The sequence below is a fragment of the Labrenzia sp. 5N genome (genome assembly GCF_012395805.1).
GTDB classification, from domain to species: domain Bacteria; phylum Pseudomonadota; class Alphaproteobacteria; order Rhizobiales; family Stappiaceae; genus Roseibium; species Roseibium algicola.
Window position 1 is genome coordinate 340,169 of sequence record NZ_JAAZTM010000016.1, and the last position, 14,120, is coordinate 354,288.

At 59.4% G+C, this 14,120-nt stretch carries 12 protein-coding genes; 6 read left to right on the forward strand and 6 right to left on the reverse strand.

Translation table 11 applies throughout. The features are described from left to right. Positions 1 to 117 precede the first annotated feature (117 nt). The 6 genes from HEP89_RS17430 to HEP89_RS17455 all read right to left on the reverse strand — a co-directional run bounded on the left by HEP89_RS17430 (position 118) and on the right by HEP89_RS17455 (position 7,309). The gene (locus HEP89_RS17430; protein WP_168692611.1) at positions 118 to 2,448 is read right to left on the reverse strand and encodes an autotransporter outer membrane beta-barrel domain-containing protein; all 2,331 of its coding nucleotides are present in this window, start codon (positions 2,446 to 2,448) and stop codon (positions 118 to 120) included. 183 nt (positions 2,449 to 2,631) lie between these two features. Continuing rightward, entirely contained in the window at positions 2,632 to 3,678 is a 1,047-nt protein-coding gene (locus HEP89_RS17435; RefSeq protein WP_168692612.1) for a TIGR01620 family protein, read from the reverse strand. Then, a complete protein-coding gene (locus tag HEP89_RS17440) occupies positions 3,675 to 5,189 on the reverse strand; it encodes a YcjX family protein (RefSeq protein WP_168692613.1) in 1,515 nt (504 codons plus the stop codon). Before HEP89_RS17440 ends, HEP89_RS17435 begins: the two co-directional genes overlap by 4 nt. A 46-nt stretch (positions 5,190 to 5,235) precedes the next feature. Then, positions 5,236 to 5,760 (reverse strand): histidine phosphatase family protein, encoded by a 525-nt coding sequence (locus HEP89_RS17445; protein WP_168692614.1) that lies wholly within the window; start codon positions 5,758 to 5,760, stop codon positions 5,236 to 5,238. A 61-nt stretch (positions 5,761 to 5,821) separates the two neighbouring features. Further along, the gene (locus HEP89_RS17450; RefSeq protein WP_208993496.1) at positions 5,822 to 6,358 is read right to left on the reverse strand and encodes a hypothetical protein; all 537 of its coding nucleotides are present in this window, start codon (positions 6,356 to 6,358) and stop codon (positions 5,822 to 5,824) included. A gap of 105 nt (positions 6,359 to 6,463) precedes the next feature. Continuing rightward, positions 6,464 to 7,309, reverse strand: coding sequence for a MoxR family ATPase (locus HEP89_RS17455; protein WP_055656676.1), 846 nt, complete (start codon positions 7,307 to 7,309; stop codon positions 6,464 to 6,466). A gap of 310 nt (positions 7,310 to 7,619) precedes the next feature. Here HEP89_RS17455 and HEP89_RS17460 point away from each other — a divergent pair, with 310 nt between their 5' ends. The 6 genes from HEP89_RS17460 to HEP89_RS17485 all read left to right on the forward strand — a co-directional run bounded on the left by HEP89_RS17460 (position 7,620) and on the right by HEP89_RS17485 (position 14,103). Beyond that, on the forward strand, positions 7,620 to 9,011 hold the full coding sequence (locus tag HEP89_RS17460) for a flagellar hook-basal body complex protein (protein ID WP_152506102.1): 1,392 nt from the start codon (positions 7,620 to 7,622) through the stop codon (positions 9,009 to 9,011). Positions 9,012 to 9,084: 73 nt separating this feature from the next. Further along, positions 9,085 to 10,938, forward strand: a complete 1,854-nt coding sequence (flgK, locus tag HEP89_RS17465; RefSeq protein ID WP_077292434.1) for a flagellar hook-associated protein FlgK — start codon at positions 9,085 to 9,087, stop codon at positions 10,936 to 10,938. A gap of 13 nt (positions 10,939 to 10,951) precedes the next feature. Further along, positions 10,952 to 12,487 carry a hypothetical protein gene (locus HEP89_RS17470; RefSeq protein WP_023000689.1) on the forward strand — a complete coding sequence of 512 codons (1,536 nt, stop codon included), beginning with the start codon at positions 10,952 to 10,954 and terminating at the stop codon, positions 12,485 to 12,487. 270 nt (positions 12,488 to 12,757) lie between these two features. Further along, positions 12,758 to 13,051, forward strand: coding sequence for a ribbon-helix-helix domain-containing protein (locus HEP89_RS17475; protein ID WP_006932702.1), 294 nt, complete (start codon positions 12,758 to 12,760; stop codon positions 13,049 to 13,051). A 113-nt stretch (positions 13,052 to 13,164) separates the two neighbouring features. Continuing rightward, entirely contained in the window at positions 13,165 to 13,560 is a 396-nt protein-coding gene (locus HEP89_RS17480; RefSeq protein ID WP_031269183.1) for a VOC family protein, read from the forward strand. 18 nt (positions 13,561 to 13,578) lie between these two features. Further along, on the forward strand, positions 13,579 to 14,103 hold the full coding sequence (locus HEP89_RS17485) for a Twin-arginine translocation pathway signal (RefSeq protein WP_077292436.1): 525 nt from the start codon (positions 13,579 to 13,581) through the stop codon (positions 14,101 to 14,103). The last annotated feature ends 17 nt before the right edge of the window (positions 14,104 to 14,120 follow it).

The following is a 14,120-nucleotide window of genomic DNA, read 5'->3' on the forward strand; positions in this document are numbered from 1 at the left end:
TTTTTCTCGCGCAAGCTTCGCGGCCCATCCGGACCCAGGGACAGACTAACAGGTTTCACGACGATGTGGAGGCCGGCATCGGAACAGCGTTTGAGGGAAGGGGGCTTTCCCAAGTCCTCAGAAACTGATCTTGGCGCCCAGGCGAACCGATGCGGAAAGTGTATCGGCGCTGTCGTAACCGCCTTCTATTCCGGCGAGAAATTTTGTGCCGTCATTGACCTGCCACACGGCATCGGCTGCCGCAAAACCGCGGAGCACCGCATCGTCGTCGTCGACGGACAGGTTCAAGGCAGCTCCCTGCAGGGTGCCGTCGACACTGTCGTTTAGCGTGAAGATGCCGTCGATACCCGCATTCGCACTGAGATAGAGCGTGCCGCCATTCTGGACGATGGGGGCATGATCGTAGGTCGCCTGCGCGCGCAGTTCCAGAACGTGCAGTGACCGGCCGGAAACCGAAAGACCGGTGGTGCTTTCATCGGCGTCACCCGTTTGCCAGAGACCCGAGTAGCGTACACGAGCGCTGGGTGTCAGCGTACCCTCACTCAGGGCGAAGGCATGGCCGAGACGCGCGGAGGGCGTGACGTAGACATAGTCGTAGTCGATGGAAAGGTCCTGCAGGCCACCGACAACCATGTTGTTGAGGACGGTGACCTCTTCATCGCTCTTCAGGTAGCCGCCGAGAAGGCCGAATTGAGTAAAGGTCGCCTGCCAGGAGCGGCTGAGATAACCACCGGCGTGGATGCTGTAGCTGGAGGCCGAGTGAATGTCGCCGTCGCTGGTCGTCCTGCCGATGGTGAAACCACCGGCAACACCGGCGGCAAGCCCTTCGGCGAATGTCTTCTCAGCCCCGGCAGTGATGCCGCCGAATGTATGGTCAAACCCGTCGCTGCCTTGCCTGGAAAGAACACCGCCAAGAGGCGTGACCCAAAGCGCGGTGGCGTTTTGCTCTTCCGGAGCCGGACCGTTGGTTGCGACGAAGGACGTGCCGCCCAGTCGATTGAGGTCCATCTGCTGTTCAAGGCTGCCGGTGACAGCGCGCGTCATGGTGTTGAAGGTCTGGGCAACCGTGTCCAGCCGGAAGTCGTCCGGATTGAGGATGGTGATCGTGTTGCCGTTGGTCGTTGAAGTGAGGCCTGCTGTCGTCAGCGTTCCCGGGATGCTGCTGAAGGTCAGGATCGCCGTTCGCCCGGCCGCGTAGTTCAGGGTTGAGGTGGTCGGATCGGTAAAGGTCAGAACACCCTGAAGTATGGTGCCATTGTTCAGGGTAACGGTTGCATCAGAACCATCGACATAGATCGAGGACCCATTGCTGCTGTAGATCTCGCCGGAGTTGGTGATCGTGACATTGTCGCCGTCAACGGCAATGCCATGTCCGACATCGTCATGATCTCCGGAAGTCGTGCCAGTGTTACGTAGCGTGCCGCTGTTGGAGATGGTGACGTCATCGCCACTGGATTCGATCGGGTTGGCGTCTTCTCCCGAAACGGTGATGGTGCCCGAGTTGGTGATCGCGGCGCGGTCACCGTCATTGTCGATGCCGTCTGCCAGCGTACCGGACATGGTCATCACACCGGTATTGATCAGGATGACATCGTCGCCGTCGCTGTCGAAGCCGTCCGCGTCCTCGCCAGTCGTTGTAATCGTTCCGGTGTTGGTTATCTTCGCGTCGTCTTCATCGGTGTCGATCGCATAGGCGTCGTCACCTGTCGTGGTGATCGTGCCTGAGTTCAAGACGGTCGGACGGTCGCCCTCGGCATTGATGCCATAGGCAGCTTCACCAGTGGTGGAAATCGTGCCGGAGTTGGTGATTTCCGCGTCCGTACCCCCTGATCGAATTCCGTCCGAGTCCTTGCCAGAGGTAGTAATGGTACCCGAATTGGAAACCGTTGGGTTGTTGGAAGTCGCATTGATGCCATCGGCATCTTCCCCGGTGGTGAGAATCGTTCCGAAGTTGGTGATCTTTGTGTTCGCGCCAAGGGACAAAATGGCGTCGGATTCCTCTCCCGAAGTGGTGATCGTGCCCGAGTTGGTGACCGTGAAATCGTCTCCGTCTCCAGCAATGCCAAAGGCGCGGCTGCCCGTGGTAGTAACGGTTCCGTTGTTGTGAACGGTGGCATTGTCCTCATCGGACCCGATACCGGCGAAATTCGGTATCCCTGTTGTTGTCTTGGTGACTGTAATGGTGCCGTTGTTGGTTGCTGTCTGGTCGTCGTTGCCGAGAACAAGGCCATCCTGATCGGTAACGTCGATGGTGCCGCCGCTCTCGACTGTTCCGGTATCGCCAACGTCCGTCAGTGTCTGTGTTGTGGTGACCGTGGTGCCTGAGCCGATGGTAATGTCACCGGCAAGGCCTTTTTCCGGACCAAGCAAAACCAGGGCGCAACTGCAAAGCAGAAAAGCCTTGAGTTGGCGGCGATGCTGAAGGGCGGATTTCGTCTGGGTTGGCAACGGCCTGTCGCTACACAAGTTAACGTCTCACCTGGCTATTATTGTTGTATTCCGAGGAAGACGCCACTGCTCGTCCGCAGAAACTTTAACGATTGAGACGTTTATGTGTCATCGGTAGAAATAGCAATCGATTTGGTTGCGTTGTGCGCGTAACCATGCCGTGTATTATTTGAAATCTAAACTTTAAGACTTGTCGGCCGGATCTTCTTTTTTGGCAAACGAGATAAGCTCACCCATGAAGTCCGAGATGGTCGGTCCAGTGCCGGCCACGAACGGTGCCGGCCTGCAGACTGCAATTGCTGCAATGCCGATGCGGGCCGTGAGCAGTCCATTGACCACGCCTTCGCCCAGACGGGCGGAAAGTCGAGCCGCCAGACCGTGACCCAGTACCTGCGAGGCAAGGCTGTCGCCTGCTGCCATGCCGCCGGTTACCGCCAGATGTGCCATGACGTGTTTTGCGAGGCGCAGGAAGCCGAGTGTGCCGGGTCTCCCGCCGTAAAGGGCGGACAGGCGCCGGATCGTGCGCAGGTTCTCGAACAGGACCGCCAGCAGATCGACCAGTGCCCGTGGGCTGACGGCCGTGACGATGGAAACGCGTTTTGCACTGTTCATCACGATGCGCCGGGCTTCTAGGTCGAGCGGGCTGAGCAGATCGCGTTCGGCCAGTTTCACCAGATCCCGGCCGTCGATGACTTCCCGCATATGCCCTGCCAGCGCCTTGCGGCCCTGGGCCGTTTCGGGACGGTCCTTGTAGAGTGTGAGCAGTTCCTTCAGGCCGACTGATGCCGCCTTCGCGTCATCTGCTTCGGCGGCGCTCTGCAGCCGGTCCCGCAGGTGGTCTATTCGGCCAAGGCGCATGAGGCCCGCGATCTCGCGAATGACCAGGCCGAGCAGGCCAAGGGCCGCCAGAACGGCAAGAGCCACACCCAGCCATCCCAGCCAGTCGGTCCGGGCAAAGAGATCCCGTATCAGGCTGTCAACCGCAAGGCCGACAGCCAGCGAAACGAGGCCGGACAGGCCGATCATCAGCCACTTGCCGAACCGAAATCCGGATCTGGGAGTGCTGGCGGCGCGGGGAAGGCGAGGTTCCTCGTCGTCAATGAAGGCCTGGGTGACCAGGGCTTCGCCGGCCGAGGGCATCCTTGTTTCGTCATCGGTCATCCGCACCTTGGAATCATCGAGACGGAAGGCGGTCGGTTTGCGATTGGACGGGGGCTGGGAACCGGTCATGCCAGGCGATCTCCGATCAGGAATTCCAGGGCGCGGTCAAGCCGGATATGCGGCAGAGACAAAGTCAGGCCTTCTGCGGTCTTGTCGAGTTCCGGCGGCCGGAACCTCAGGAACTGAAGGTCTGCCTGAGCGGTTTGAAAGCTTGCTCGAAGTGCTTCAGAAACTGAGTCAGCTTGTCCAAAAAGTGATTCAGGGTCGTCCGGCAAGTCACCGGGAAACATGGCGATTTCGGTTTTTCCGTCGTAGGTGTCACCGTTCAGCCGTTCGCCCGGCAACGGTGTTCCAAGGATCGCAGGCAGAGCTTCGCCGCGATGTTTGACCGTCGCCTCACGCGTCGCACGGACCGCGGCCATGGCCAGCACTTCGACCTCCGCACCCTTGAATGTTGCCTTCTCTTCTGCTCGGGCAACCAGTCTCTTCAGGATCAGCTCCAGTCGGTCGTGATCCGACCTGTGCAGGTGGTCTGCCTTGGTCGCCGCGAACAGGATGCGGTCGATCCGTCGCGACAGGATGGAGGACAGCCAGCTGCGTTTGCCCGGACGGAAAGCGCCGAGAACTTCGGTGAGGGCGGTTTCCAGATCGGCAATCGCGTGCGGCCCTGCGTTCAGGGCATGAAGGACATCGACCAGCACGATCTGGCGGTCGAGGCGCGCGAAGTGATTGCGGAAGAACGGACGCACAACGTGGGTCTTGTAGGCCTCGTATCGCCGCTCCATCATCGCCCGCAACGTGCCTGTCCTGGCCGGGGCGGCGTCTGCCGGAATGTCCAGCGGCGCGAAGGTGAGGGCCGGGGAGCCGTCGAGATCCCCGGGCATCAGGAAGCGTCCCGGGGGAAGCATGGACAGGGCGTGGGCGTCGGCTCTGCAGGCAGCCAGATAGGTTTTAAAATTTGCCGCCAGCTCTTGGGCCGCCGGTTCGCTTTCCTCTGCGTTCGCATCCGTAGCGGCCAGGATCTTCAGAAACGGCGCGGCAATTTCCGCCCGGTTTTCCGCCCGGGCGCGCTGCATTGCCTCGGCGGAAAAGGTGGCATAGTCCTTGCCGAGAAGCGGCAGATCCAGCAACCACTCGCCGGGATAGTCGATCAGGTCGAGATGAAGCCGGCCTGGACCAAGCTTGCGGTGGAAGTAGGAGGCGCTCTCATAGTCGATGGTCAGGCGCAGCTCGGAGACCTGACGGGTCGATTCCGGCCAGATACGCTCACTCACCAGGGCACGCACGTGCGCTTCATAGTCGAAGCGCGGCACGGCGTCGTCAGGTTGCGGCTGAAGCCTTGCGCCGGTCATTCTGTGCCCGGAAGCGGCGCTGAAGAGCGGCAGGCGGCCACCATGAACGAGGTTGTGCACGAGGGCGGTCAGAAAGACGGTCTTGCCTGCGCGCGCAAGTCCGGTCACGCCCAGCCGGACGCTCGGCACTGCCAGATCGGTTGCCGCATCGGCAAGATTGGCCAGTGTCAGCCGGGTTTCTTCTGCAAGTGTCGTCAATGGGTTCACAAGGGCCTCCAGCGCGTTCATGTAGGCGCAGGCGGGAACAAGTACAATCCGGGACTCGGCTGATGCTCTAGTCGAGGTCTTCCTTCAGGTCCCGTGGTTTGACGAAACGTTCCAGATGGCCGGTCTTCGGCTGCAGCTCCGACCAGTCGGCAATGTCGAAATCGATCACGGCAAGAGCGCCAGTCGGAAACTTTTCCTGAATGTCTGCAATCGCGTCGCTGGATGCCGTGCCGCTGAGGCTCAACGCCGTATCTTCGGTTGCCGGGTTATGGCCAATGACCATGAGGTTCTGGGCCCGGCCACCATAGCGGCGGATCAGCCCGACACAGTCGTCTTCGCTTTGCTGGTAGAGGTCAGACACCAGGTGGATCTGTGTTTCCTGTGTGAGGGTAGGCAGAAGGCGGGCCAGGGTTTCCCGGGTCCTCTGTGCAGTAGAGCAAAGGATCTGGTTGGGCTGCAGGCCCTGTTCCTTCATGTAACGGGCCATCTTGACGGAGGCGGTCTTGCCGCGGCTGTTCAGAGGCCGGTCGATGTCGGCCAGGTTCGCGTCGCCCCAGTCTGATTTGGCGTGTCTGAACAAAAGGAGCCGCATTGTCTTTCCTGGTTCCTTGAAAGTGGAAAGTGTGCCGGCGGGTCAAAAGCCGGACTGCCGGTCAGTTCTGGTTGGCAAGCGCCATGGTGAAGGCGGTTACCGCCGGTCCGATCTCCACTTCCTGAGTCGGCAGCGTGTAGGACAGCCACAATGTATAGTCCGATGTGGCACCGGAAAAGTACCACATCGTTTCGCACAGGCTTGTCGGCGTCCAGTTGCGGGTCCGGAACGAGATGCCGGAGGCGGCAGCGCCCGTCAGCTTGATCGGTTCGAATCCGGCTGCCTTGTAATTGCGGGAAAATGTCAGCGCTTCGCGGCGGCCGGTGCCCTGCAGGTGCTTGCGCAGGACAGCGGTAATGCCGTCGCGGCCGGTGTAGATGCATCCCGCCTGGCTGACGGCATCACCCTCCATCACCTTGATGCGGTAGTAATCGCCGATCATGTCGGGGCAGCGCAGGCCGGTGAAATGGCGCAATCCGCCGACATCGCTTTGCCAACCTGCGTCCTTTTCGGGAGGCACTTGTGCGATAACAGGCCCGCTCGCCGCTATCGGCAGCGTGAGCATCGCCAGCACCAGAAGAGCGGTGGCCTGTTTCACCAAGTCAGTCTCCTTGTCACCCCGACCCGAAGATCGCGTTTTGCCCGGTCAGCCGCCCGGGCGCTCAGCCTCGACCAGCTTTCACGTTGAGGCAGGTCCGGATCTTCAGGACCGTTCCCGCCGCGCCATGAATGCCAGGCGTTCGAACAGGTGCACGTCCTGTTCGTTCTTCAACAGCGCGCCATGCAGCGGCGGTATCAGTTTGGAGCTATCTTGTTGACGAAGGGTTTCAGGATCGATGTCTTCGTTCAGCAGCAGTTTGATCCAGTCGATCAGCTCCGAGGTCGAGGGCTTCTTCTTCAGTCCGGGGACGTCGCGTACATCATAGAAGAGGCGCAGCGCCTCCGACAGGAGCCGTTGCTTGATGCCGGGAAAATGCACTTCAACGATTTCCGCCATGGTATCGGCATCGGGGAACTTGATGAAATGGAAGAAGCACCGGCGCAGGAAGGCGTCGGGCAGGTCCTTCTCGTTGTTTGATGTGATGATGACCACCGGGCGCTGCTTTGCACGGACGGTTTCACCGGTCTCGTAGACGTGGAACTCCATGCGGTCGAGTTCCAGGAGAAGATCGTTCGGAAACTCGATATCGGCCTTGTCGACTTCGTCAATCAGCAGAACCGGCCGCTCTTCAGCGTCGAATGCTTCCCAGAGCTTGCCCTTGCGGATGTAGTTGTTGATGTCCTTGACGCGCTCGTCACCGAGCTGGCTGTCGCGCAAGCGCGAAACGGCGTCATATTCATAAAGTCCCTGCTGAGCCTTGGTGGTGGATTTGACATGCCATTCGATCAGCGGGGCTTTCAGGGCGACTGCAACCTGTTCGGCGAGCACGGTCTTGCCGGTGCCGGGTTCACCCTTGATCAGCAACGGCCTCTCCAGGGCGACTGCGGCGTTGACCGCGACCCTCAGGTCTTCCGTGGCAATATAACTTTCAGTTCCTTCAAAGCGCATTTGGCCGTCCGTTTTTCCTAGGTTGGCCGCAAGGTGGCAGGCCGCGCGCGGCTGTGCAAGCCCGTAAAAGGCAGGAGTGCCGGCGCACGGCAATTTTGAACATCTGCCACCGGCCAGAGCGGAAGTTTTTGCCTGTCGGGTCGTGACCTGCCGGGTTCTTTTTTCCGCTTCTGGAAAAGGAAAATTTCCTAAGCTTATGAAACAAAACGATAAATTATGTCCTCGTCAAACTGGCACGGCCTTTGCGGAGGAAGGCCGATTATGGGCGTAAGCCCGCGTCGCAGTGCCCGATCTATAAAGAGGACCGCAAATGGGTATTTATGGGGCTATCAACTCGGCTGTCTCCGGACTGGCTGCGCAGGCTACGGCTCTGGAGAATATTTCCGGTAACGTCGCAAACTCGCAGACGACCGGTTACAAACGGCTCGACACGACCTTTTCGGATCTGGTTTCCGGGGGTGGGTCCAAGCAGGCCCAGCAGGTTTCCGGAACCACCTTCGCCACATCCCGCGCCACCAACACCGTGCAGGGTGATATCACGTCGGTCGACGTCGATACCTACATGGCCATCAACGGCGCTGGCTATTTCGTCGTGACCAAAGCGTCCGACGTGGTCGACGGCTCGACCACCTTCGCAGATGAGACCTACTACACCCGCGCCGGTGACTTCGAGCGCGACAAGGAAGGTTATCTGATCAACAGCTCCGGCTATTATCTGCAGGGCTTCCCGCTGGACCCGAACACCGGAAATGCGATCGGCGACAACCCGGCCGTAATCCAGATCGAGAACCAGCCGCTGGCAGCATCCGCAACCACGACTGTGGACTACCAGGCCAACCTGCCACGAGTTCCCGCGACTACCGACTATGATGGCACGGATGAAACCACTGCCCTCCTGAACGCTTCGGTCGGCGCCGGTAACGTTGCCGTTGCAGATGAAACCGACTTCCTGAACAGCTCCATTTCCGGCGGATCCACAACGATCTATAATCAGAACGGTACGGCGATGAACGTCGAAATCCGTTATGCCAAGACCGCGAACTACGATGCTGGCCCGCCCATCGTTGAGGACGCCTGGTCGATGTATATCGGTACTGGCGGCGATGCGACCGATGCCTGGTATGATGTTGGTACCGTCCAGTTCGACGATACCGGCGAGATGACGACCCTGACCGCCGGTGCCATGGCCGGTTCCGCAGTGAACGGTACGGGCGACGGCTTTACAATCTCGTCGCTGACCATCGGCGGCACGACGGCAACGGACGTCGAGTTCTCCTTTGCCGACGGCTCCCTGACCCAGTATTCCGACAAGGACGGCAGGGCCAGCTCCGTGTCGCTGGATCCGGATGGCTATCCTGCAGGTGAGCTGATCGGGGTGGCTGTAGACGCTTCCGGCCGTGTCATTGCCAGCTATTCCAACAACCAGCAGCGTCCGGTTTACCAGATCCCGCTTGCGACGTTCGAGGCCGAGCAGGACCTGCAGCGCGTTGACGGTGCCGCGTTTGCGGCAACGGCCGGATCGGGAGACGCGGATCTTTCCGGAGGCGGGCAGATCCTGGCCAAGAAGCTGGAACTCTCCAATGCCGATATCGCGGACGAGTTTTCCAAACTGATCATCACCCAGCAGGCCTATTCGGCAAACTCGCGGATCGTCACCTCAGCAGACGAAATGCTCGACGATGCCCTGAATATGGTCCGGTAACACCGCCTAGGCCGGCGGGGCACTGACCCGCCGGCCATCTGGCCTGGTCGCGTATAAGGAAGGAGAAGCCGCCATGGGTCTTACAAGTGCCCTGAATACCGCGGTTTTCGGAATCACCTACAATCAGCGTCAGCTGGACGTCACCGCGTCCAACATTGCGAACGCGGATACGGCCGGCTATTCGAAAAAAATAATTTCGGCGAATGTCTATTTCGACGGCAACGGCAACGTCGCCGGAATGAATGCGACGGAAGTGCGCCGGATTGTCAACGAGCAGATCCAGTCCGACTATTTCAACTCTCTCGCCGACACCAGCTACTCCCGGCAGATTGCGGATTTTACCGACCGTCTGGACGATATTTTCGGCACGATCGACGACAAGAGTTCGTTGTCGTCCCTTGCAGGCAATCTTTCAGCTGCACTTGCCGGCCTGGTAAATGATCCGGGCAACTATGCCGTTCAAAAGGATGTGGTGTCAGCCGCCGAAGCTTTTGCGCGCGAAATCAACTCATCCTATGAGCAGATTGCGGACCTGCGCCAGGAAGCGGACAACGCACTGGCTTCCCAGACAGATAGCGTGAATGGCCTGCTCTCAAGCATTGAAGACATTGACGAGGCGATCCAGAACGCGACCCAGTCCGGTGTTTCGACTGCCGACATGGAAGACGAGCGCGACCGGCTGATTGAGCAGTTGTCCGGTTATATCGATATCGACGTCACCAAGAACGACAACAATTCAATTTCCATCCGCACCGCCAGCGGCGACCAGCTTTACGCAGACGGCCAGGCATCGACGCTGACCTTCGATGCCACGCATCTACTGCAGCCGGGCCAGGCAGGCAACTCGGTGATGGTGAGAACGCCAGGCGGCACCCAGTTCGATCTCATCGCGTCGTCGAAATCTGGTTCGATACAGGCAACTGCTGAATTGCGCGATGATATCCTGGTCGAGGCGCAGACACAGCTCGACACGATTGCTGCCGAACTGTCACTTGCCTTTTCCAATGTGAATGTTGAAAGCACAGCTGCGACCGTCGGTCTGGACAGCGGTTTCGATCTCGATGTGTCCGCGCTTCAACCGGGCAACACGATCACGCTGGATTACACCGACAGCAGCGGCAATCCGCAGTCAGTCACTCTTGTGGCCGTGGACGATCCCGCACTGCTGCCGCTGGACAACTCCGCTACGGCAAATCCGGGCGACACGGTCTTCGGTATAGACATTTCCAGCGGTGTTCCGGCAACCTATATCACCAACATCACCGCAGCACTTGCCGGTACAGGTCTTCTGGTCAGCAATGACGGGTCGGACAACCTTCGGGTTCTGGGCGACAACACGGCGCCGACCAGCGTTGAAAGCCTGAGTGCGAATGTCACCGTGACGGCGAATTCCGATCAGGGGTTGGGCCTTGCGATCTTCGTTGACCAGCGGGCTGGAACGGACCTCTTCACCGATGCGCTTGAAGGCGGCGGCCAGCGGCTCGGCTATGCCTCCGGAATCAGCGTTAATCCGGATCTTCTGGCCGATAGCGCGCTTCTGGTGAACTATCAGACCACGCCGACACCGAACACGACCAACGATCCTGCGCGTGCGCAGTTCCTGTCGGATGCCCTCAGCGTCGGCACGAAACACTATGACCCGGGCTCGGGTATCGGCAGCGCGTCGACACCGTTCCAGGGAACGCTGCTGGGCTTTGTCAACCAGACCGTCGCGTTTCAGGGCAACCAGGCGGAAGACGCAGCCACATATGCGGATTCCAAGGAAGCGCTGACCATGAACCTCGCCATTCGTTACGAGCAGAGCTACTCGGTCGATCTCGACGCCGAACTGGCCTTCATGGTTCAGCTGGAAAACGCCTATGCGGCCAATGCCCGCGTCATGCAGACCATCAAGGAACTCTTCGAAGAGCTCCTGAACATCGTTTAAGGTTGGGTGCGTTATGGCTGTTTCGAATATCACCACCTCCCGGACTTACCTGACCCGCCAGCTCGGCGAGCTCAACGATCTGCTGGCAAGCAAGACAACCCAGCTCGCCAGAGGCAAGGTCGGTACCACATACGGCGAAGTAGGCGACCGCCGGCTTCTGGACATTCAGCTGACACAGAAAGTCAGCATGATAGAGAGCTACCAGGACACCATCACCATCGCCAACTTGCACCTGCAGACCTCGACCATGTCGCTGGAGCGTCTGGAGGATATCCGGCAGGATGCGAAATCCGCGCTCGATACCAACGATTTCGTGCTGCAGGACGACGGGCAGACGCAGACCCAGTCCCGCGCCAAACTGCTGTTGAACGAAGCGCTCAACATTCTGAACACGGAAGTCGCCGGATTTTACGTCTTTGGCGGCACGGATGCCGTTCAGGATCCGGTTGCCAAGATCGATGCCATTCTGGAAGGGGCGAACGGCCGGGACGGGCTGAAAACAGTCATGAGCGAGTATTCCCAGGCAAATCTGGGTGCCGGCAACAATGGCCGCACATCGACCTCCGCGCTGACAACCAACTACGCTGGCCCCGTGCCAACGGATTCCACCTTCACCATTGCCGAAGATGGTGCACATGATTTCGGTTTCGACATAGCATCGGTTGCCTCGACCCTGACCAACGTCGCGATCACCGGGCCTTCGGGCACCGATCCGGACAGCTTCGACGTTCAGTTCACCGGTCAGCCGGAACTTGGCGAGACCATCACGGTGGAATTCTCCCTGCCGCCTGACCACAGCGAGACGATCTCCATCGAGCTGACGGCAGCAAACAGCACGGCTGAAGACGGAACCTTCGCGATCGGCGCCGATCTTGAGGAAACGGCGCAGAACCTGCGCGATGCCCTGGAAGCGGAGATCGAGCACCAGGCTCAGACAACCCTTCGCGCCGTGTCGGACGAATGGGCGGCAGAAGAGTTCTTCAGGACGTTCGGCGGGGAAGAGCCGCAGCGGGTCGACGGACCTCCCTTCGACAGCGCAACCGCGCTGATCGGTGGCGGCTCGACGACTGTCGCCTGGTATACGGGCCGCAACACGGCCACCGACGATCCACGCACGGACAAGAACGCAGTGATCGACAGCAATTTGACGGTGAGCTACGGCGTCCGGGCCAATGAAACACCGCTGCAGGAACTGGTCCAGTCGCTTGCGGCTTTCATTGCCGCGGATTTTTCGGGCGGCTCGACGATCGACGAAGAGTATTACAATACCCTGTCGACCAACCTGCGCACGACCTTGCAGCCGCCAGGTGTCGATCAGTCCGGGATCACCGATATTGCCACGGACATTGCCATCACGCATCGGACAGTGTCGCTGACCGATGACCGGCACGTGCAAATGAAGAGCAGCTACGAAGGCACGATCGCGGATATCGAGGGAATCGACCAGGATCAGGTCGCCGCCGAGATCCTGCAATTGCAGACCAATATCGAGGTTTCCTACAGGGCCTCGTCGATCGTGTTCAACCTGACCCTGTCCGATTACCTCTAGGATCGCACGGAACTTCCGGCTTTTCCCCGGGCGGTCTTCGCTACCTGCTGCCTGGACTGCCGGTCAGGGCCGGGAAAGGCCTTGAAATATTCCCCCTTTGGGGAAACACTCTTCTGGTTGCCTTTCTTCCCGACGGATATCTTCTGGTGTCCAGTTCCAACCGGTTTGCCGCCGGGGCCTTTGGCAACGGCGCGTTCTTTTCATTATCCCTTTTCAAAAAACAGATCGCGGCATACCGCGTAAAGATAGACACCATGGGAGGGAGAGCCGATGTGTCACGTATTTGCCGGACAGGATCCGGAACGCTATGCCAGCCAGACCCGGCGGTTGCGGCTCAACGGACAGAGCACGAGCATCCGACTGGAAAATTCCTTCTGGGCAATTCTGGATCAGATTGCTGCATCGGAAGGGGTGACGACACCGCATTTCATCTCGACGCTGCATTCAGAAGTGATCGAACTGCGCGGTGAACCGAAGAATTTCACATCGCTGTTGCGTTGCGCCTGTCTGAAGTTCCTCGAGATTTCGTCGAACCAGCATGCGGCTTCGATTGCCGCTGAATGACATTTTGCGCTGCAGCGCAAGTTTTACCGCTCGCAGTATAAGCATACTACCCGAGCGATAGTTGCCACGCGCTACGCTTCCGTCATGCAAATACAAGCAGAGCGGAGTAACGCGTGGCGAAAGCAATACATTCTATGATCCGTGTTCTGGAAGAGCACAGGTCTCTTTCCTTTTATGAAAAAGCATTCGGGCTGACCGTAGCGGATCGTCTGGATTTTCCCGATTTTACCCTGATCTACCTGCGCAACAGCGACTCCGGCTTCGAGCTGGAGCTGACCGTCAACAAGGGGCGGACAGAGCCCTATGACCTGGGCGACGGCTATGGGCATCTGGCGTTCAGTGTCGATGACCTCGACAGCGAACACGCACGCTTCGAAGCAGCAGGTCTCAATCCAAGAAAACTGGTCGATTTCGCACCGGCGGGAGACGTCATAGCGCGCTTCTTCTTCGTTGCGGATCCCGATGGCTATCAGATCGAGGTGCTTCAGCGCGGCGGTCGATACGAATGAATTGAACGGGAGGAGAGCATGAAAACCGAAAACAGTCCGAGAGGTCTGACCAGACGACAGCTTCTGGCCCGGGCGACGGCGGCAGGCGCTGCCTTCGTCACTGGGACCGGATTTCTGGCAGCAAGGGACGGCGCCTGGGCGACGGAGCTGACGGCACTCAAGCCGGACAGTTTCGCGACGCTGGTGCAGATGGCGCGGGACATCTACCCGCACGACCATGTCGGCGACGAATACTATGTCATTGCCGTCAAGGGATATGACACGCCCGACCACGCCGAGGATATCGAGGCCGGTATCGAGGCCCTGAACGGAGCAGCCCAGGGGAGAGGGCATACTTCCTATCTTGCGATCGGCTGGGAGCGTGACAGGGCGGACCTGCTGCGGTCCATGGAGGACAGCCCGTTCTTTCAAAGGGTCAGGGGCGGACTGGTAACGGGTCTCTACAATCAGAAAGCAGTCTGGCCGCTGTTTGGCTACGAGGGAGCTTCCTACGAACTGGGCGGCTACATCGACCGGGGCTTCAACGACATCAACTGGCTTTGAGCCTTAGGGAGGAAACC

Excerpts from the sequence above, each read along its gene's own strand:
- HEP89_RS17445 (WP_168692614.1), bottom strand. The coding sequence starts at position 5,760 with ATGCGGCTCCTTTTGTTCAGACACGCCAAATCAGACTGGGGCGACGCG.
- HEP89_RS17475 (WP_006932702.1), top strand. The coding sequence starts at position 12,758 with ATGTGTCACGTATTTGCCGGACAGGATCCGGAACGCTATGCCAGCCAG.
- flgK (WP_077292434.1), top strand. The coding sequence starts at position 9,085 with ATGGGTCTTACAAGTGCCCTGAATACCGCGGTTTTCGGAATCACCTAC.
- HEP89_RS17440 (WP_168692613.1), bottom strand. The coding sequence starts at position 5,189 with ATGAACGCGCTGGAGGCCCTTGTGAACCCATTGACGACACTTGCAGAA.
- HEP89_RS17455 (WP_055656676.1), bottom strand. The coding sequence starts at position 7,309 with ATGCGCTTTGAAGGAACTGAAAGTTATATTGCCACGGAAGACCTGAGG.
- HEP89_RS17470 (WP_023000689.1), top strand. The coding sequence starts at position 10,952 with ATGGCTGTTTCGAATATCACCACCTCCCGGACTTACCTGACCCGCCAG.
- HEP89_RS17460 (WP_152506102.1), top strand. The coding sequence starts at position 7,620 with ATGGGTATTTATGGGGCTATCAACTCGGCTGTCTCCGGACTGGCTGCG.
- HEP89_RS17435 (WP_168692612.1), bottom strand. The coding sequence starts at position 3,678 with ATGACCGGTTCCCAGCCCCCGTCCAATCGCAAACCGACCGCCTTCCGT.
- HEP89_RS17485 (WP_077292436.1), top strand. The coding sequence starts at position 13,579 with ATGAAAACCGAAAACAGTCCGAGAGGTCTGACCAGACGACAGCTTCTG.